Origin of the sequence: Halosimplex rarum (genome assembly GCF_047715405.1) — an archaeon.
GTDB lineage: Archaea > Halobacteriota > Halobacteria > Halobacteriales > Haloarculaceae > Halosimplex > Halosimplex rarum.
In genome coordinates this window covers 2,574,495-2,591,565 of the sequence record NZ_CP180412.1, presented here as the reverse complement: position 1 = coordinate 2,591,565, position 17,071 = coordinate 2,574,495, and the positions used below count along the sequence as shown (strand labels likewise).

18 protein-coding genes and 1 tRNA gene are annotated in these 17,071 nt (G+C 69.6%); 14 read left to right on the top strand and 5 right to left on the bottom strand.

Annotation, left to right across the window (positions count from 1 at the left end):
• Positions 1–9 precede the first annotated feature (9 nt).
• On the top strand, positions 10–1,371 hold the full coding sequence (locus tag ACMGFH_RS12470) for a hypothetical protein (RefSeq protein WP_415378771.1): 1,362 nt from the start codon (positions 10–12) through the stop codon (positions 1,369–1,371).
• A 110-nt stretch (positions 1,372–1,481) separates the two neighbouring features.
• Positions 1,482–2,837 carry a hypothetical protein gene (locus ACMGFH_RS12465; RefSeq protein ID WP_415378770.1) on the top strand — a complete coding sequence of 452 codons (1,356 nt, stop codon included), beginning with the start codon at positions 1,482–1,484 and terminating at the stop codon, positions 2,835–2,837.
• Positions 2,838–2,868: 31 nt separating this feature from the next.
• Here the strand turns inward: ACMGFH_RS12465 and ACMGFH_RS12460 are convergent, their stop codons facing one another.
• On the bottom strand, positions 2,869–3,072 hold the full coding sequence (locus ACMGFH_RS12460; protein WP_415378769.1) for a hypothetical protein: 204 nt from the start codon (positions 3,070–3,072) through the stop codon (positions 2,869–2,871).
• A gap of 168 nt (positions 3,073–3,240) precedes the next feature.
• On the opposite strand from ACMGFH_RS12460, the gene ACMGFH_RS12455 reads away from it, so the two are divergent.
• From ACMGFH_RS12455 to ACMGFH_RS12440, 4 genes are all read left to right on the top strand, one after another.
• Positions 3,241–4,680 carry an ATP-binding protein gene (locus ACMGFH_RS12455; RefSeq protein ID WP_415378768.1) on the top strand — a complete coding sequence of 480 codons (1,440 nt, stop codon included), beginning with the start codon at positions 3,241–3,243 and terminating at the stop codon, positions 4,678–4,680.
• 40 nt (positions 4,681–4,720) lie between these two features.
• Complete coding sequence (locus ACMGFH_RS12450; RefSeq protein ID WP_415378767.1) at positions 4,721–5,584, top strand: YkgJ family cysteine cluster protein; 864 nt, start codon at positions 4,721–4,723, stop codon at positions 5,582–5,584.
• Positions 5,585–5,686: 102 nt separating this feature from the next.
• Positions 5,687–6,637 carry an NAD(P)H-binding protein gene (locus ACMGFH_RS12445; RefSeq protein WP_415378766.1) on the top strand — a complete coding sequence of 317 codons (951 nt, stop codon included), beginning with the start codon at positions 5,687–5,689 and terminating at the stop codon, positions 6,635–6,637.
• Positions 6,638–6,683: 46 nt separating this feature from the next.
• Entirely contained in the window at positions 6,684–7,460 is a 777-nt protein-coding gene (locus tag ACMGFH_RS12440) for a hypothetical protein (RefSeq protein ID WP_415378765.1), read from the top strand.
• Here ACMGFH_RS12440 and ACMGFH_RS12435 read toward each other — a convergent pair.
• Positions 7,441–7,611 carry a DUF5786 family protein gene (locus tag ACMGFH_RS12435; protein WP_415378764.1) on the bottom strand — a complete coding sequence of 57 codons (171 nt, stop codon included), beginning with the start codon at positions 7,609–7,611 and terminating at the stop codon, positions 7,441–7,443. The two genes, ACMGFH_RS12440 and ACMGFH_RS12435, sit on opposite strands and share 20 nt — an antisense overlap.
• 198 nt (positions 7,612–7,809) lie before the next feature.
• On the opposite strand from ACMGFH_RS12435, the gene ACMGFH_RS12430 reads away from it, so the two are divergent.
• A complete protein-coding gene (locus tag ACMGFH_RS12430) occupies positions 7,810–8,811 on the top strand; it encodes a DUF5784 family protein (RefSeq protein WP_415378763.1) in 1,002 nt (333 codons plus the stop codon).
• 662 nt (positions 8,812–9,473) lie between these two features.
• Here ACMGFH_RS12430 and ACMGFH_RS12425 read toward each other — a convergent pair.
• Positions 9,474–9,546: transfer RNA gene (locus ACMGFH_RS12425), tRNA-Asp, on the bottom strand.
• 281 nt (positions 9,547–9,827) lie between these two features.
• On the opposite strand from ACMGFH_RS12425, the gene ACMGFH_RS12420 reads away from it, so the two are divergent.
• The 5 genes from ACMGFH_RS12420 (at position 9,828) to ACMGFH_RS12400 (ending at position 12,390) form a co-directional block, all read left to right on the top strand.
• The gene (locus ACMGFH_RS12420; RefSeq protein ID WP_415378762.1) at positions 9,828–10,433 is read left to right on the top strand and encodes a hypothetical protein; all 606 of its coding nucleotides are present in this window, start codon (positions 9,828–9,830) and stop codon (positions 10,431–10,433) included.
• Between the two features lie 28 nt (positions 10,434–10,461).
• A complete protein-coding gene (locus tag ACMGFH_RS12415; RefSeq protein ID WP_415378761.1) occupies positions 10,462–11,055 on the top strand; it encodes a response regulator in 594 nt (197 codons plus the stop codon).
• Positions 11,056–11,211: 156 nt separating this feature from the next.
• Complete coding sequence (locus tag ACMGFH_RS12410; protein WP_415378760.1) at positions 11,212–11,475, top strand: DUF6684 family protein; 264 nt, start codon at positions 11,212–11,214, stop codon at positions 11,473–11,475.
• A 116-nt stretch (positions 11,476–11,591) separates the two neighbouring features.
• Positions 11,592–11,837 (top strand): hypothetical protein, encoded by a 246-nt coding sequence (locus ACMGFH_RS12405; RefSeq protein WP_415378759.1) that lies wholly within the window; start codon positions 11,592–11,594, stop codon positions 11,835–11,837.
• A gap of 52 nt (positions 11,838–11,889) precedes the next feature.
• Positions 11,890–12,390, top strand: a complete 501-nt coding sequence (locus ACMGFH_RS12400; RefSeq protein ID WP_415378758.1) for an RNA-binding protein — start codon at positions 11,890–11,892, stop codon at positions 12,388–12,390.
• Between the two features lie 140 nt (positions 12,391–12,530).
• Here ACMGFH_RS12400 and ACMGFH_RS12395 read toward each other — a convergent pair whose 3' ends face one another.
• Positions 12,531–13,475, bottom strand: a complete 945-nt coding sequence (locus ACMGFH_RS12395; protein ID WP_415378757.1) for an aldo/keto reductase — start codon at positions 13,473–13,475, stop codon at positions 12,531–12,533.
• Positions 13,476–13,618: 143 nt separating this feature from the next.
• On the opposite strand from ACMGFH_RS12395, the gene ACMGFH_RS12390 reads away from it, so the two are divergent.
• On the top strand, positions 13,619–14,881 hold the full coding sequence (locus tag ACMGFH_RS12390) for a M20/M25/M40 family metallo-hydrolase (RefSeq protein WP_415378756.1): 1,263 nt from the start codon (positions 13,619–13,621) through the stop codon (positions 14,879–14,881).
• Between the two features lie 35 nt (positions 14,882–14,916).
• Here the strand turns inward: ACMGFH_RS12390 and ACMGFH_RS12385 are convergent, their stop codons facing one another.
• Complete coding sequence (locus tag ACMGFH_RS12385) at positions 14,917–15,699, bottom strand: DUF1028 domain-containing protein (RefSeq protein ID WP_415378755.1); 783 nt, start codon at positions 15,697–15,699, stop codon at positions 14,917–14,919.
• Between the two features lie 395 nt (positions 15,700–16,094).
• On the opposite strand from ACMGFH_RS12385, the gene ACMGFH_RS12380 reads away from it, so the two are divergent.
• Positions 16,095–16,958, top strand: a complete 864-nt coding sequence (locus ACMGFH_RS12380) for a transcription initiation factor IIB (RefSeq protein ID WP_415378754.1) — start codon at positions 16,095–16,097, stop codon at positions 16,956–16,958.
• The last annotated feature ends 113 nt before the right edge of the window (positions 16,959–17,071 follow it).

Sequence of the window (17,071 nt, the reverse complement as noted above, 5' to 3'; positions counted from 1 at the left end):
GATACGGAGATGACATCCCCGCGACGAACATTCCTGAAGCGGACGAGCGCAGCCCTCCTCGCCGGCTCGCTGGCCGGCTGTCTCGGCGACGGCAGCGGAACCGCGACCGATCCCTCCGCCGGGGCCGGCGACGGGACCGACGCGCCGAGCGACACGCCGACCGCGACGGCTGCGGCGACCGATACCCCCACTGCAACCGAGACGGAGACGGAGACTGCCACCGACGCCCCGACCGCGACGCCCGACGGCTCGCTCGGCAACGCGGACTACGCGTCGTGGCTGCCGGCGCCGGACGCGTTCGCCAGCTCGCACTATCCGTTCGTCTCCATCGCGACGGGTGCGCTCGTCGACCTGAAGGCGAGCCTCGGCGACGGCGCCGTCAGCGAGTTCGAACGGGGAGTGCGCGTTCCCGGCGTCGATTCCTACGCAGACGCGAGCGCCGTCCACGTGGTCGCGGACCGCGCGATGGTGTTCGAGACCGACGTGGCGACCGACGATGCGGCGGCCGAGCTCGAAGAGATCGGCCTCTCCGAGGCCGACGCGCGCCACGGCTTCACCCTCTACGCCGGGGACAGCGGCGCGGCGGCCGCCCGCGAGGACGCCCTCGTCTCCGCTCTCGGATTGCAGGACGCTGACACCGCCCGCTCGACGGTCGAGGCGGTCGTCGACGCGGAGGCGGACGAGCAAACCCGCTACGCGGAGGCCTCGGCGGCCTGTGACCTGCTGACCGACGCGCTCGGGACGGGACACCTGATCCGCGGGCGGACCCACGAGCCGGGCGAGACGTTCGACGGCGCGGTCGGCGGCGGCGTGGCGTTCTCGGTCGGAACCGAGGAGACGCGCGTCGCGACCCCCGTCGTCTTTCGCGAGGGGCAGGCCAGCCGAGGGCCGGTCGTCGAGTGGGCGAGCGACGCGGACGCCTTCTACGGCCGGAAACCCGACACGTCGGTCGACGGCCGCGTCGTGACCGCTGCGGCGACCGTGCCGAGCGCGGACGTCGAGCGGTTTCACCCTCAGCTCCCCGGCGAGGCGAACCGCGCCACGGACCGGACTCCGACGGCCTCGTTCGAGTTCGACTACGAGGCGACCGGCGACGGCGCCGGCCTCCTCGATATCACTCACCAGGCCGGCGACTCGATCCGGCGGAACCGGCTTTTCCTCCGCGGGGCGGGTTTCGCCGAGGTCGAGGGAGCCGACCAGACGGCCGCCGGGCAGTGGCAGGGGACCGCCAGCGGCGACGACGAGTCTGTCGTCGCTGGCGACCGCGTCCAGGTCGGCGTCGCCAGCGACTACGAAATCAGCGTCGTCTGGCAGAGCAGCGACGGGGACACGTCTTCGACGCTTGTGGAAGGCCAGGGCCCGGACGCGTAGCGTCGGGGCCTCGGTGGTCCGCGCAGCGCGCCAGCGCCCTATCGCGTCGTCATCGAGACGACGGGTCAACTCCGCAACCAATTTGAACGTACTCGGGAAACAACGCGTCGATGCCTGAGACGCGTCGGAACGCACTGAAGCGAGGGGGAGCAGCTATCGCCGTCCTGTCGTCGCTCGGAGGGTGTCTGGGCGTCGGGGGCGGGGGCGAGACCGATCGACCGGAGGGGAACGGGGGGTCCGACGGGAGTGACGGAGCGGGAAGCGGCGACACGCCGACCGAGACGCCGACGCCGTCGGGCACGCCCACGGCGACGCCGATCGGGAGCCGTCCGGAGACGCCCGTCGCGGAGCTGACGAAGTGGATGCCCGGGCCGAGCGCCATCGACCAGTCGGGGTACGCCTTCATGTCGATGGCGCCGCGGGCGATGCTCGAATTCGAGGGCACCCTCGGATCCGACGCGCTGGAGGGATTCGATCAGTCCTACCCGCTCGCAGCCATCGACACGATGGGCGACGCGGCGGCTATTCACCGCTTCGCCCGCTCGGCGTCGGTCATCGAGGCCGAGTTCGACCGGACGCCCGTCGAAGACGACCTGCGCGACCTGGGCTTTACGGCCGGCGAAGCGCGCCACGGCTTCCGGATATTCAGCGCCGAGGACGCGCGAGCGGCCGCCGTCCGGAACAACATGCTCGTCACCGTCGGGAGTTTCTCCAGCAGGGACACCGCCGACAAGACACCCGTCGTCGAGGCGATCGTCGACGCCCGCACGGGCAACAGCGAGCGCTACGTCGACGCCGTCGCCGACTGCGACCGCCTCGTCGAGACGCTCGGGAGCGCGCACCTCCTCCAGGGTCGCACTCACGAGGCGGGCGAGACGTTCGCCGGCGGCGTCGGCGAGGGGATGGGCTACCACGTCGAGAGCGAGCAGACCCGCGTCCACGCCGCCGTCGCCTTCGCCGAGGAGGAGACCGACCGGAGCCTCGTCGCCGACTGGGCGAGCGAGTCGGACGCGTTCCTCGGCGGGTCGCCCACCGTCAGATCCGACGGTCGCGTCGTCACGGCGACCGCACTGGTCGCGACGGGCGAGGTGACCGAGTTCCCCGCCGAGTTCCCCGGCCCCGACATCGAGTCGGAGTCGTCGGCGCCGCCGGCGGTCTCGTTCGGGTTCGACTACGCGGAGACGGGCGACGGCGTCGGGACGGTGACGATCACCCACGACAGCGGTGAAACGGTCGACAGCGACGCCCTGTTCGTCCGTGGGACGGGGTTCGCGACGGTCGACGGCGCGGACCAGACGAGCGCCGGCCCCTGGCAGGGGAGCGCGAGCGGCGACGAGGGGAGCGTCGTCGCTGGCGATTCGGTCGCCGTCGGCGTTGCCAACGACTACGAGGTCAGCGTCGTCTGGGAGCCGTCGAGCGGCGACACGTCGGCGGTCCTCGCAACTCACGAGGGACCCAACGCCTGAGCGACGCGGGAAACCGAGAGCCGAGTCGCGCCTACAGGTCGGCCACGTCGTCGGCCGTCGGCTCGCGGTCGTCGGGCAGCCGCTCCATGCAGCCGTAACAGAGGAAGTGCTCCGTGCCGTCGGCGAGTTCGAGCGTCATGCCGTCGGTCGTCGACTTCTCCAGCGTCCAGATGTTGGCGATGCCGCCGGCGATGCTCACGTCGTCGCCACAGCCGTCGCATGGCTGGGTCGTCATACCCGGCGTAGGGCGGGGGTCGGGAAAAGCACCGCGGGCGACAGGCGGACGGCCCCGGCCGTGGCCTCGGCCAGACTCGGATCGGCCGGACCGCGGTCGCGGCTGAACCGACCCACGCACTTATGACGCCCCAGCGGTAACCCGTTCTATCGTCTCGGAGCCCTTCAGATGCACACCTCACCAACGGTCCTCTACGTCGGGGCGAACGCCCAGTCAGTCGCGGAGTCGTGGCGCGAATCCGGCGAGGGCCTCGTCGTCGAGAGCGCGACCCCGCCAGTCGACGTCGACGCGACGCTCGCCGACGGCCGGTTCGACGCCGTCGTCTGCGATAGCGACGACTCGTTCGACGGCCCCGGCGTCGTCGAAGCGGTCCGCGAGTATTCGGCGTCGTTGCCGGTGATCGTGCTCGCCGGCGGCGACTCGTTCCCGCTGGCGACCGCCACCGAACTCGGCGTCGAGACGTATCTCCAGGCCGACGCCGACGCCGACCGCGTCGCCACCCTCGAACGACTCCGTCCCGCGATCGAACGACGCCGCGAGCAGCGCCGCGAGTCGACGATGCTCGACTCCCTGCTGGAGAACGTCCCGCTGTCCATCTACATCAAGGACCGCCAGAGCCGTCACGTCCGCCTCAGCGACGGGGCGCTGGGCCTGAACGGTCCGCCGTACCTGGAGAGCCCGGACGGCAAGCGCCACCACTCCCCCGAAGACATCGTCGGCAAGACGGACTTCGACCTCTATCCGCCGACGCTCTCGGAAGGGGCGGTCGCCGACGACCGACACGTCGTCGAGACCGGCGAATCGATCGAGGACCGGATCGAGCGGGCCTACGGCGACGACCTCGAGGAGACGTACGTGACGACGGCAAAGGCGCCCTGGCGGGACGAACACGGGAACGTCCTCGGCGTCGTCGGCGTGACCCGCGACGTGACCGACCGCAAGAAGTACGAGAAACAGCTCGAACGCCAGAACGAGCGCCTCGAACGGTTCGCGAGCGTCATCTCCCACGACCTGCGCAACCCCCTGGAGGTCGCGCTTGGCCGCCTGGAGTTCGCCCGCGCGGACGGCGACGAGGCGCACTTCGACGCCGTCGAGCGCTCGCTGTACCGCATCGACGACCTCGTCGAGGACGTGCTGACGCTCGCCCGCGAGGGCGAGACCGTCAGCGACCCGGAGCCGACCGACCTCGCGCCCGTCGCGCGCGACGCCTGGAAGGTCGTCGAGACGGTCGACGCCTCGCTCGATATCCAGACCGACGCGACGCTGCTGGCCGACGGCGGACGCCTCCAGCAACTGCTGGAGAACGTCTTCCGCAACTCGATCGAGCACGGCGGCCCCGACGTGGCGGTCACCGTCGGCGACCTCGGAGTCAGACAGGGCTTTTTCGTCGCCGACGACGGCCCGGGCGTCCCCGAGGGCGACCGCGACAGCGTCTTCGACCCCGGCTACTCGACCAGCGAGGACGGGACCGGCCTGGGACTGAGCATCGTCCGGACCATCGCGGAGGCACACGGCTGGGAAGTCGACGTGACCGAAGGCGACGCGGGCGGGGCACGCTTCGAGTTCGGCGAGGTCGGAGACGACGCGTTGGACCGCGACGGCGACTGACCGGGGCCGCGCTTTTCCGCCTCGGCCGCGAACGACGCGTATGGAGGTGCACTGCGAGGGCTGTGCCGGCTGCTGTCTCGACTGGCGAGCGCTCGCTCCGGAGGGATTCGACCACGGCCACGAGCGCCGCGGACGATACCGGCCTCTCGACGACGTGGACAACCTCGTCCCGCTGTCGTGCGACGAGGTGCGCGCGTTCCTCGCGGCCGGCCACGCCGGCGCCATGGTCGCGCGCCTCTTCCGGATCGACGACGGCCCGAGCGTCGCCGTCGGCGGCGTCGACGTCGCCGCCGTCCGCGGACGCCCCGCTTTCCTCGTCGGTCTGGCGAAGGTCCCCAAACCGGTCGCGCCATTCGACGCCGACCCGCACTGGCTCCCCAGCTGCGTCTTCCTCGACCCCGCGACCCTCCAGTGTCGGATCCACGACGAAGACACCTACCCAGAGACCTGCTCGACGTACCCCGGCGACAACCTCGCGCTCGACGCCGAGACCGAATGCGAGCGGGTCGAGCGCGCTCACGGCGGCGACCGACTCGTCGACGACGACCCGCCCGCGGACTCTGACCCCGCCATCGGGCCCGGGTCCATCGGCTCGCGCGTGTTCGTCCACCCCGATCCAGACCGCATCGAGGACGCCGTCAGCCGACTCGCCGCCGGCGAAGCGACACGGACCGACCACGCCGAGTTCGTCGCCGTCGCCGCCGCCTCCAGCCCCGGGACGCTCGCCGTCAACGACGACCGCTACGAGCGCGCTCGCGAGCGCGCGGGGGAGGCCGACTCCTGGGTCGACGGCGCTATCGCGGAGTGGTCCGAGCGCGTCGCGGCCGGCGAATCGCCCGATCCCGAGACCGCCGCGGCGGTCGAGAAGGACCGCGGCGCGCCCGGGACGCCCGGTTGGGAGTGACGACGTTCCGAGTCGGCGGTGCGTGGGAGCCGCCCGGCCGCTGCATCGACTCCGTTCTCGGGCGGCTCGGGTGGTTAAGGGGATACAGTCCGTGGAGCGGGTATGCACGTGCTCGTCACGGGAGCGACCGGGTTCGTCGGGGGCCGGCTCGTCCCAGCGCTCAGCGAGGCCGGCCACGACGTGCGGGCGCTCGTCCGCGACCCAGCGGGGTACGACCCGCCGCCGGGGGTCGAGGTGGTCCGCGGCGACCTGCTCGACCCCGGGACGCTCGGCCCGGTCTTCGACGGGATCGACGCCGCCTACTACCTCGTCCACTCGATGCGCGCCGGCGGCGACTTCGAGGAGCGCGACCGGCGAGCGGCCCGACACTTCGCCGACGCCGCGAGCGCAGCGGGCGTCGACCGGGCGGTCTACCTCGGCGGGCTCGGCGAGGACGGCGACGACCTCTCGCCGCACCTCCGGTCGCGCCGCGAGGTCGAGGCGGTCCTCTCGGAGGGGTCGTACGACCTGACGACGCTCCGCGCGGCCGTCATCGTCGGCGACGGGAGCGCCAGCTTCCGGATGGTCCGCCAGCTCGTCTCCCGGCTGCCGGTGATGGTGACGCCGCGCTGGGTGACCAACGAGTGCCAGCCGATCGCCATCGACGACGTCGTCGCCTACCTCGTGGGGGTCCTCGACGCCCCCGCGACGGCCGGGCAGACGTACGGTATCGGCGGTCCAGACGTGCTGACCTACCAGGAGATGCTCAGCCGGACCGCCGAGGCCATGGGCCGTCGCCGCCCGTTCGTCCTCTCCGTCCCGGTGCTGACGCCGAACCTCTCCTCGTACTGGGTCGGCCTCGTGACCGACGTCCCGAGCGCCGTCGCGCGCCCGCTCATCCTCGGGCTGAAGAACCCGGTCGTGGTCACCGACGACAGCATCCGCGACCACGTCGCGGTCGAGTTGACGCCGTTCGACGACGCCGTCAGGTGCGCCCTGGCGCCCGGTCCGACCGCCCGAGAGTCGGCACCGCGGGGAGCCCCGACCGCCGACGAACGCGGAGGTCGGAACTGATGGCGCGCCGTCGGTCACTGCCCCGGACTTCGGAGGGGCGCCGTCGATGAGCGGGTCGGGTCCGGAAGACGCGGTGGTCGACGACGGGACCGGCGTTCCCGGCCCGGAGTACGGGCAGACCTGGGTGTACGAGAGCATCTTCGGCGCGCTCCCGGGCGTGGACGTCCCAGAGCGCGTCGCGCTCGCGATCCAGTTCTCCCTGTTCGAGGCGGGCGTGCTCGTCCTCGCCGCGGTTTACGGCCTCTGGGACGGCGCGGTCGCGGGGACGGTCGCCGTGTTCGTCGCGACCAGCGGGAGCGTCGAGATGCTGCGGATCAGCAGGCACGTCCGCCGAGCGGACCCGCCGGAGGCGTACGAGCGACTCCTCTTCGGGTCCAGCATCGAGGTCGTCCTCGGCGTGCTCGCGTTCGTCGCCCTGGTCACCTACCTGTTCGTCCTCGACCCCCGTTCGGCGCGGCCGCTCGTAACCGAACTGCTCGGCCCGGAGCCGCCGCTCGCGGCGACGTACCTGACGCTGCTCGTGCTGTGGGACGTCTGCTACCGCATCGGCACGGGCTGGTGGGCGAGCGTTGCCGCCCTCTGGCGGTCGGCCAGCTATCGGTTCTCGCCGGAACAGACGCGCTCGCTCGCGCGAGCGGATCTGGAGACGCTGGGGTTCGGCCTCCTCCAGTTGCTCCTCGTTCCCTTCCTGCTCGACCACACCCTCCTGCTGGTCGCGGTCGTCGGTCACGTCCTCGCGGTCGCGACGGTCACGTCGCTGTCGCTGGTCGTCCTCTACAGACGCACAGAAGGCGACGCCGGGATTACGAATTTATCTCCTTGAACTGATCGAGCAGCTCCTCCGTCGACTCGTCGCTCTCGTACTCGACCTTCCCGCGGTACTCCGTCCGCCGGTCCTCGTCGCTCACGTCCACTTCGCTGTTCTTCCGCTCCCGCCGTTCATGCTCCACTTCGTCGTATGCACCCATAGACATTGTGTACCACACCCACACTTGTAATTTAACACCTATCAATGTAACGGTCAGTGCGAATATCCCCGGAGCGGTCCGGTGAGTTACGATATCGCCGGATGAACGGGTGCCGAGCAGTCGGCGGGCTGGCAGCGAGGTGGTCGGCGAGCCGCGGGACGGCGAGTCCGAACAGTGTATACGACTGGCGGTCCGGTCTCCGGTATGGCCGGACCGGTTCGCTTTCGGCGGTCGACCGAGCGCTGGGACGAGGACCGCGTGCGCCGCCAGCTCCTCGCCTCGCTCGACGACCGCTTCGGCGCCCGACTGACGACGCCGAAGATCGACGCCCCCGAGGGCTACACCGCCCGTCGGCTGGAGATGGACAACGGCGACCTCGCGCTGTTCGCCTGGACCGACACCGACGCCTTCTGGCTCGGCAACACCGTCACCCCGGAGGTCCTCTGGCGCACCGACAAGGAGACCTTCGACGAGGCGCCCTTCGACATCGCCCGCTGGGCCCAGCGCGAGCTCACCTACGACCTCGAACGCCAGGCGCCCTGGCTCGCCGCCTACGAGTACGTCGCGTGGTTCTTCCTCCCCGTCCTCTTCTCGAAGGACGGCCGCGAGACCACCCGTGCGTTCTTCGACCGCGACGCCGCTGGCTTCCCCGACGCCACCCGCGAGGACGGCCTCGAATTCTACGAGCGCTTCCTCTCGACCGGCGTCCTCGACGACCACCGCTACACCATGGCCGCCAAGCTGGGCACCAGCGAACGCAACGAGTTCAACCGCATGCGCGCCACCATGGGCGAGTTCAACGCCGCCAAACTCCTCACTGACGCCGGTATCCCGTTCGTCCCCGAGTCCGAACGCGACTCCGGGCACGCCCTCGACTTCGCCGTCGAGACCCCCGGCGGCGAGCGCCTCGTCGAAGTCACCCGCCCGATGCCCCCCCGCGACCGCAACGCCGGGACCGCCATCGCCTCCCTCCGCCGGACGGTCGACTCGAAGACCCGCGACCAGCTCGCCATCCACGACGACGCCGTCCTCTTCGTCGACTGCACCTCCTTCCGCGACGACGAGTGGAATCCCATCCGCGCCGAGCGCCCCTCGCTCGGCTACGAACCCACCGTGGTCTTCCGCTACCGCCCCGACGGCCGCTGCGAAGGCTACCGCCACGGCGAGGTCCCGCTCGACCTCGACGACGGCATCGAGTGGGTGTGACCAGGTGAATTTCCGCAGTGGCGCACGCTGCCGAGCGGTGCGAGGCGTGAGCGAAGCGAACGCCTCGATGTGAACGGGGAACGAAGTGACCCGTGAACGTGCCGAACGAGAGTGAGGCCGCGAGGCGTAGCCGTGCGAGGGATGAGCGACCGCAGGGAGCGAATCGGTTGGGGAGGCGTGAGGCGCGGTGCTGTGCGGGTGCGGACCCTGGCGGACTGAAAGGGCGAGGCGCGCTCGCGTGTAGTTCAGTCGCCTGAGCGACCCCTACCTGAGCGACCGAAGGGAGCGAGGGTATGTCGCTCAGCGACCGCGAGCGCGCCGAGGGCTTTCGACGCTCACTGTTGAGTGCAGTCGCTCTGGAAATGCCCTCTCTACCGGCGGGATTTGAACCCGATGCCAGACCTCACTGCGTTCGGTCTGCCGTGGTTCAAATCCCTTCTTGAGGGCGTTTCGCTGCTCACGGTAGCGAGCACACGCTACGCGGTGCTAGCGGAATTGTTCGCAGCAGAAAGCGCCCGAGGCGGGATTTGAACCGGAATCAGACGTGCTCGCTCACTCCGTTCGCTGCGCGCGACTGATAGGGTTCAAATCCAGTACGGCGTACACCGAACTCAGAACGCGGCGCGATGAAACGCGCCGCTTGCCAGTTGAGTTCGGAGAGACGCCCGAGGCGGGATTTGAACCCGCGTCACGACCGTGACAGGGTCGTATGATGGGCCACTACACCACCCGGGCACGCATTCATCGCTTCGCCGGAGTTGGATTTAAGACTTTCCAAACGAGCGCCCTGTGCTACGGCGGACCAACCCACGTGACCGGACTCCGTTGTCATCTCTGTGACTGCGTCGTGACACTGAAACGACTGGATCCCCCTCCTCCGACGCGATAGTGGTACGAATTAATGACTAACTGATCGACATCTCATAACTGATAACGTCAACGGAACTTACTTGCGTGGCGAAGTCCCTTATCTCAGACAGCGGAGTTACGTCGAAACCAACTCCGGGGACATCGCAATGAGCACGAGACCGGACGCTGACAGGGAGGGTACAGAGATGCCGTCGAACGTATTGGTACTGGCGCCGTCGGTGGGTGGACAGCAATCCGACATCTGCGGCGAGCTACTGCACGGCCCGGACGGGCGCAGCCACGGCCTCCTGGTCACCTGCATGGAGTCGCCCGCGGAGCGACTGGCGGCCTGGACGGACCACGACCACGCCGAGCCGGGTGACGCGACGGTCATCGACGTCGAGACGGCCGCGCGCTCGACCGCGGCCGTCGACGCGGAGGCCACTGCACCGACGAACGCTGTGGTCGAGGTCGTCCCCGCGGAGGCCGACCTCGTCGACCTCGGCGAGACCGTCGACCGGCATCTGAGCCGGCTGACCACCGACGGCGAGACGGCTGTCTGTGTCCACTCGGTGAGCGACCTGCTCCAGCGCGCCGACGAGCGGGCCGTGTTCAAGTTCCTCGAAGTGCTGACCAGCAGCGTCGACGGCGCGGACGCCGTCGCGCACTACCACATGAACCCGGACGTCCACGACGCCGAGACGGTCCGAACGTTCGAGGTACTGTTCGACAGCGTCGTCGACCTCCGAACGGCCAGCGTCAGCGGTGACTGACCGTTCCGGACCCGTGACTCACGAACAGATGAACACCGACGAAACCACACGATCCGGGTCGTGCGAGGCCGAACGGGCGGGCGGAGAGCCGTCCCCGGCGGTCGTGCTCGTGGCCGACCGCGACCCGTCCGTCACCGACGAGATCGCGGCCGTGCTCAGAGACAGCTACACCGTCCGCTCGGCCTACGACAGCGCCGACGCGCTGGCGAGTCTCGACCCCGACGTGAGCGTAGCGCTACTGGACCCCGACATCCCCGGGCTCTCCGTGCAGCGCGTCCTCGACCGCGTCCGCACCGACGCCGCCGACTGCCAGGTCGCCGCGCTCACCCACGAGGCGCTCGACGTCGGCTCGACCGCCTTCGACGACTACCTCGTCAAACCGGTCGCCCACGACCTCCTCGAAGACACCGTCGACCGACTCAGCCGCCGCGCGACCTACCGGACGACGCTGGAAGCGTATTACCGGGCGGCGAGCGAGCGCGCCGGCGCAGAGGAGAGCGAACTGGACGACCTCGACCGCCGCCTGGCGGAACTTGACGAGCGACTCGACGAGGTCTTCCGCGGCCTCGACGGCGACGACGCGTACGACGCCGCGCTGCGCGAACTCGACGTCGACCCCTGAGGCGGTCCCGTCCCCGACCGCCGTTCTCCCCCGAACGACTCCCTGTTCCGGCTTTACGCGACACCGAGCGTACGGCTTTGCATCGCAAGCCCGGGCGCTTTGCTGGTAGCGGCCCAAACAACTGTACGGCGCGCGGACCGCGCCGGGGTCCGACCAATGAGCTTCCTGAAACTCACCGACGAAACCTGGCTCGATCTCACGGTGAACTTCATCCCGATCGGTATCCTGGCCTTTCTCGACGTGATGTTCTGGGTGTACAACCCCTGGGGATGGGACCTCTGGTTCGTGTTCTGGGCGCACGTGCTCACGTTCGTGCCGCTCGTGCTCTTGACGCTCCTCACCTACGTCAGCGGGCGGGTCATCCAGCGAGACGAACAGCGCGCGGAATCGGTCGCCGACGCCGACGCGAGGGAGTCCTGATCGACCGATGGCACCCCGTCGACGGACAGGCCGCTCGCGGCCGTCGCGGCGTGACTCAAATCCCGGTTTGAGCGTTCGCCGACTTTTGGGGGGTCGGGGGTGAACGTCCGATACGGATGAGCGCCCCGACTCCTTCCCGCCGCCGGCTGGCACGCGCCCTCGCCGACGCCGTCGGCGTCGCCGAGCGCCTGGCATTCTGGGCGGGCGTCGCCCTCCCCTGCGTCCACCTGCCGCTGCTCGCGCTCCACGGGTTCTCCCCGGAGACGATGCCGCTGCTCGTCGCCCTCTGGGCCGTCCACGGGGCCGCGCTCCTCGCCGGTCGACGCTACCTGTCCGACGGCTCCGGGAGTCCGCGCCGCTGAGCCGTCGCCGCGGAGCGGTCGATTTATCTCCCGTCCCGGCCCACGTCGAGATATGAACGTCAAGTCGCGCCACCACCTCCGCGCGGACGCCGTGGCGGAGATCGAAGACGCCCTCGCCGACCGGCTGGGCGTCGACCTCGACGCCGACAGCTTCGAGAAAGTCGAGTTCGACGACAGCGACTGGAACGTCGTCCTCGTCGACGGCGAACCCCACGTGCTCTACGTCGAGGCCGCCGACTCCGGCGACGCCGACGAACCGTTTCTCACTGTCCAGGGCGCCAACGCCTACCCGCCCGAGCGCAGTGTCGTCACCGTCGACGCCGGCGCCATCTCCTTCGTCTCCGACGGCGCCGACGTGATGCGCCCCGGTATCGTCGAGGCCGACGAGGACATCGAAGCGGGCGACCTCGTCGCGATCAACGAAGAAGGCCACGGGAAGTTCCTCGCCATCGGCCGCGCGAAGACCGGCGGCGACGACATGGTCGGCGACTCCGGCAAGGTCGTCGAGTCCATCCACCACGTCGGCGACGACCTGTTCGAGTTCTCGGTCTGAGGACGCGAGCGAAGCGAGCGGTTTTGGTCCAGATTTTTCGGGCCCGGGTGTGCGGTTTCCACCCGGCCCGAAAAAGGTGGTTGCGTGAGGATCTGTTCGAGTTCTCGGGCTAAACTGCCGATCGCTCGCTCGACGCCGGCTCAGTAGGCCTCGTCGATGCGGTCGTACTGGTCGTCCGAGAGCGAGATCTCGACCGCACCGAGGTTCTCCTCCATCTGGTCGACGGTTCGGGCGCCGAAGATCGGGACACAGGTAAACTCGCGCTGGTCGATCAGCCACCGGAGCGCGACCTGGGCGGGCGAGGCGTCGGCCTCGTCGGCGACCTCCTGCACGGCGTCCAGGACCTCCCACTGCCGGTCGGAGAACTCCAGATCCCAGTCCTGCAGGTCCGCGCGGGACCCCGATTCGGGGTCGCTCGTGTCGTACTTGCCGGTGAGGAACCCGGCGTCGAGCGGTGACCACGGACAGACCGCGATATCCTGGTCGGCGCAGACGTCAAGGTACTCCTGTGGGCGGTCGGCGGCGTTGAACCGCGGCTGGGTGGCTTCGAACCGCTCGAGCCCCTCGACGTCGCTCGTCCACAGCGCCTTCGTCAGTTGCCAGGCCGCCATCGACGACGCCGCCAGGTAGTGGACTTTGCCTTCCTCGACGAGCCGGGTCAGCGTCCGCAGCGTCTCCTCGATGGGCGTCTCGTCGTCCCAGCGGTGGATGTAGTAGACGTCGACGTAGTCCGTCCCGAGACGGTCGAGGGTGCCCTCGATCTCAGCGCGGATGTTCTTCCGCGAGAGGTTGTCGCCGAAGCGGCTGCGCGCGCTCCAGTAGACCTTGGAAGCGACGACGTAGTCCTCGCGGTCGCGCTCGGCGAGCCACTCGCCGATCCACTCTTCGCTGGTCCCGTTCGGGTCGCCGTAGACGTTCGCCGTGTCGATGAAGTTGCCGCCGTGTTCGTCGAACGTGTCGAGCAGTTCGTGGGCGGTCTCCCTGTCCGTCTCGACCGTCCCGCCGGACTCCTTGGCGAAGCGCCAGGTGCCGAAACAGAGTTTCGAGACGTCGACGCCGGTCGAACCGAGTTTGGTGTACTCCATGTTTCGACAGTGTGCGGGGTCCGGTGTAACGCTACGGAATCCGGAAACGTCCGTGGGCCTCCGCAGTCGGGCGCGCCCAGGGGTCCGACGGCCGGTGCCCGGCTCCCGAGGACTGATAGCGCCAGGCGCACGAAGAGCGAACGATGGAGGACTTCGCGGCCGCCTACGGCGACCGGGTGCGGGCCGTCGCCGAGCGGCTCGTCCGGTTCGAGACGACCGCCGGCGACGAGGCGCCTGCCCAGGAGTGGGTAGGCGACCGGCTCGCCGACCTGAATTTCGAGACGTACACGTGGACCGCGGACGCCGACGCGCTGGCGTCCCACCCCTCCTTCGCTCCGGCCAGAGACCTGTCGACCGAGGACCGGCCGAGCGTCGCGGGCGTCCTCGAACTCGGCGATCCCGACGCGGGGCGGACGCTCGTCCTGAACGGCCACGTCGACGTCGTTCCTGCGGGCGAATCGGGGTGGACCGGCGATCCGTTCGAACCGCGGTGGGAGGGCGACAGGTTGATCGGCCGCGGCGCGGTGGACATGAAAAGCCAGCTCGCGATCTGCGTCTTCGCCGCGCGGTACCTCGCTGATCTCGTCGAGGCGGGCGAGTTCGACCTCGACGGCCGGATCGTCGTCGAGAGCGTCGCCGGGGAGGAAGACGGCGGTATCGGTGCTGCCACCGCCGCCCGCTCGAACCCGTACCCCTTCGAGCGTGACGCCGCCGTCGTCGCCGAACCCACTGACATGCGTGTCGTCACTGCGACCGAGGGGTGTCTGATGGGACGCATCGGGATCGAGGGCACGCCCGCCCACGCCGCCCGACGGTGGGAGGGCGAATCGGTCCTGCCGGCGTTCGAGCGCGTGCGCCGGGCGTTCGTGGACCTGGAAGCCGAGCGCGCCGACGCGGTCACGCACCCGCTGTACGACCGCTTCGACGTGCCCTGGCCGATCGTGATCGGACGGGTCGAAGCGGGCACCTGGGCGTCGAACGTGCCCGGGACGCTGACCGCCGAGTTTCGCGCCGGCGTCGCCCCCGGCGAGTCGCTGGACAGCGTCGAGGCCGCGTGTCGGGACGCACTCGACGACCTCGCGGCGGCCGACGACTGGACGGTTGACCCGCCGACGCTCGGTCGGTTCGGCGTCCAGTTCGAATCCGCCGAGATCGACCCGGACGAGCCCGTCGTGGTGGCCCTGCGGGAGTCGATGGCCGCCGCTGGACTCCCCAGGGCCGAACCCGTCGGCGAGACGTACGGCAGCGACGCCCGGCATTACATCGAGGCAGGAATCCCGACGGTCGTCTTCGGCCCCGGCCGCATCGAGGAGGCGCACTTCCCCGACGAGTCGATCCGGTGGCCGGACGTGCTCACCGCCGGCGAGGTGCTGGTCGAGACCGCCAGACGGTTCCTGTCAGACTGAGCGCCGTATCCCGCGGTCCGAACCGCCGGCGTGCCTCAGTCGCCGGCGTCCTCGTCGTCAGCGTACTCGTCGGCGTAGCGTTCCATCGCCATCTCGTAGCCTTCGGCGGCGAGTTCGTAGGTCTCGCGCAGGTCCTCGATGGGCGTCTCCGTCGCGTCGACGCGCAGGTCGTCGTAGTACGGCGCCATGTCGCGGTCCTCGGTCGTCCGGACGAGCAGTGCCGCGCTCTGGACGTGCAGGTCCTCGCGCTTGTCGCCGCCCAGTTCGTACCCGGCGGCGAGCGCGTCGATCAGCCGCTCGGCCAGCGGCGAGTCGGGATCGGTCGTGGGATCGTCCGGGGCGCGCTGCTCGCGGGTCGCTTCGCTCCCCGCTCGCTCCGACGTGGCGCTCCGCGCCACGCTCGCCTCGTAGGCCGTCGCGGTCGCCTCGACGACGTCTTCGTCGGTCAGCAGGTTGCCGGCGACGGTGTAGTTGTCGCCGACGACGTGGCCGTACCAGGGTCGACACTCCTCGCCGGAGAACGCGAACTCGCCGTCGGCGCCGACGCCGTGGAGCTGTCGCTGCGACCGTCCGTCGTCGGCGTTCAACAGCGCCTCCAGGGCGTCCTCGACGGCCAGCCCGTCTCCGAGGTACTCGACGCCCTTGCGACCGAGATCGACGTTGACCAGGCTCTGGGTCGCCACCGCGCCGTGTTCGCTGGCGAACGGACAGAGCGTCCCGACGCCGGCCAGCCGCGTCGTCACCGCGACGCCGAACCGGGTCTGCTCGTCACCAGCCTCGTCGGTGTAGGATTCGCGAACGCAGATGCTGAAGGTCACGCCCGTCACCTCGGGCGCGACACCCCTCAGTGTTTGGCCACTCCGTTGCGTGGTCGACGCCGTTCGTGTTTCCGCGCTGGTCGTACCAATGGATCGATTGTTCCGGTACGTTTTTGTTTCTCCTGCGGGATATCGCGGACATCGGCAGGGGCCGATGGGGTGGAAGTCCGCGGTGATGGGGGCGTTCGCCGTCGTCTCCGTCGGTGAGTCACGACTCCGGCGGTAGCCGACCGACCCCACTCCGGACAGCCGCGCGTGTCATCAAACATATGTGTAGATAAAATATAAAAAGTTATGTCAATACACGAGATCTACTCAGTTGGTTGCACGGGGGAGTACGCTTGAGGGAACGAACGGAGCGACAACGGAGGGGCATCGACGCCGAAGCGGGTTCGGTGACAGACCAGACGTGTACGGAATGCGGTGGGGCGCTTCGCGAGTCGGAGACGGAGACGGTGTGCGAGGACTGCGGACTCGTGCTCGCGGAAGACGCCGTCGAGCGCGGCCCCGAGTGGCGATCGCTCGGCGAGGAGACCGACCGACGCCGCACGGGCGCGCCGCTGACGGCCTCGCGGCACGACCGCGGGCTCTCCACCGAGATAGGGTACGGCACCGGGTCGGAAGTGTCGGGCACCCGACAGCGACAGCTGGTGCGTATGCGCCGCCAGCACAACCGGGCCAGACTCGACTCCAAGGCCGAGCGAAACAAGCTCTACGCCTACACGGAGATCCGCCGGCTGGTGTCGGCGATGTCGCTGCCGACCTCGGTGCGTGACCAGGCGTGCTCGCTGTTCTCTTCGGCGCAGTCCGAGGACCTGCTGTGCGGACGATCGCTGGAGGGGTTCGCCGCGGCGGTGGTGTACGCCACCTGCCGAACCCAGTCGATCGCCCGGACGATGGACGAGGTCGTCGACGTGGCCCGGGCCGACCGGAGCGAGCTGAAGACCGCCTACGACGCGTTGAACAGGGAGTTGGGACTTCCCATCGGGCCGATAAGCCCGACGGAGTACCTCCCGCGGTACGCGTCGAGCCTCGACGTCGAGGCCGACGTCGAGAGCCGCGCTCGCGAATACGCGGTCATGCTCGTCGAGTCCGGTCGCATGGGCGGGAAGAACCCCAGCGGGGTCGCCGCCGCCTGTCTCTACAAGGCCGCGAACGAACGCGGCATCGAGGTGAAACAGAGCGAAGCGGCCGATCTGGCGGACGTCTCACGGATGACGATCGGTTCGACGGTCTCCGACCTCGAATCGCTCACGTGAGGCCGTCGACGCTCGTGGTCTGCCGCCGACCGTGCGGGAGTGCGTCGGCCCGCGCCACGGCCCGCTGACACTCCCGGTCGTGTGTAGGTTAAAAACGGATGAGGGGACCACTA

Coding starts and splice junctions, on each gene's coding strand:
- ACMGFH_RS12470 (WP_415378771.1), top strand. CDS start 10: ATGACATCCCCGCGACGAACATTCCTGAAGCGGACGAGCGCAGCCCTC.
- ACMGFH_RS12465 (WP_415378770.1), top strand. CDS start 1,482: ATGCCTGAGACGCGTCGGAACGCACTGAAGCGAGGGGGAGCAGCTATC.
- ACMGFH_RS12460 (WP_415378769.1), bottom strand. CDS start 3,072: ATGACGACCCAGCCATGCGACGGCTGTGGCGACGACGTGAGCATCGCC.
- ACMGFH_RS12455 (WP_415378768.1), top strand. CDS start 3,241: ATGCACACCTCACCAACGGTCCTCTACGTCGGGGCGAACGCCCAGTCA.
- ACMGFH_RS12450 (WP_415378767.1), top strand. CDS start 4,721: ATGGAGGTGCACTGCGAGGGCTGTGCCGGCTGCTGTCTCGACTGGCGA.
- ACMGFH_RS12445 (WP_415378766.1), top strand. CDS start 5,687: ATGCACGTGCTCGTCACGGGAGCGACCGGGTTCGTCGGGGGCCGGCTC.
- ACMGFH_RS12440 (WP_415378765.1), top strand. CDS start 6,684: ATGAGCGGGTCGGGTCCGGAAGACGCGGTGGTCGACGACGGGACCGGC.
- ACMGFH_RS12435 (WP_415378764.1), bottom strand. CDS start 7,611: ATGTCTATGGGTGCATACGACGAAGTGGAGCATGAACGGCGGGAGCGG.
- ACMGFH_RS12430 (WP_415378763.1), top strand. CDS start 7,810: ATGGCCGGACCGGTTCGCTTTCGGCGGTCGACCGAGCGCTGGGACGAG.
- ACMGFH_RS12420 (WP_415378762.1), top strand. CDS start 9,828: ATGAGCACGAGACCGGACGCTGACAGGGAGGGTACAGAGATGCCGTCG.
- ACMGFH_RS12415 (WP_415378761.1), top strand. CDS start 10,462: ATGAACACCGACGAAACCACACGATCCGGGTCGTGCGAGGCCGAACGG.
- ACMGFH_RS12410 (WP_415378760.1), top strand. CDS start 11,212: ATGAGCTTCCTGAAACTCACCGACGAAACCTGGCTCGATCTCACGGTG.
- ACMGFH_RS12405 (WP_415378759.1), top strand. CDS start 11,592: ATGAGCGCCCCGACTCCTTCCCGCCGCCGGCTGGCACGCGCCCTCGCC.
- ACMGFH_RS12400 (WP_415378758.1), top strand. CDS start 11,890: ATGAACGTCAAGTCGCGCCACCACCTCCGCGCGGACGCCGTGGCGGAG.
- ACMGFH_RS12395 (WP_415378757.1), bottom strand. CDS start 13,475: ATGGAGTACACCAAACTCGGTTCGACCGGCGTCGACGTCTCGAAACTC.
- ACMGFH_RS12390 (WP_415378756.1), top strand. CDS start 13,619: ATGGAGGACTTCGCGGCCGCCTACGGCGACCGGGTGCGGGCCGTCGCC.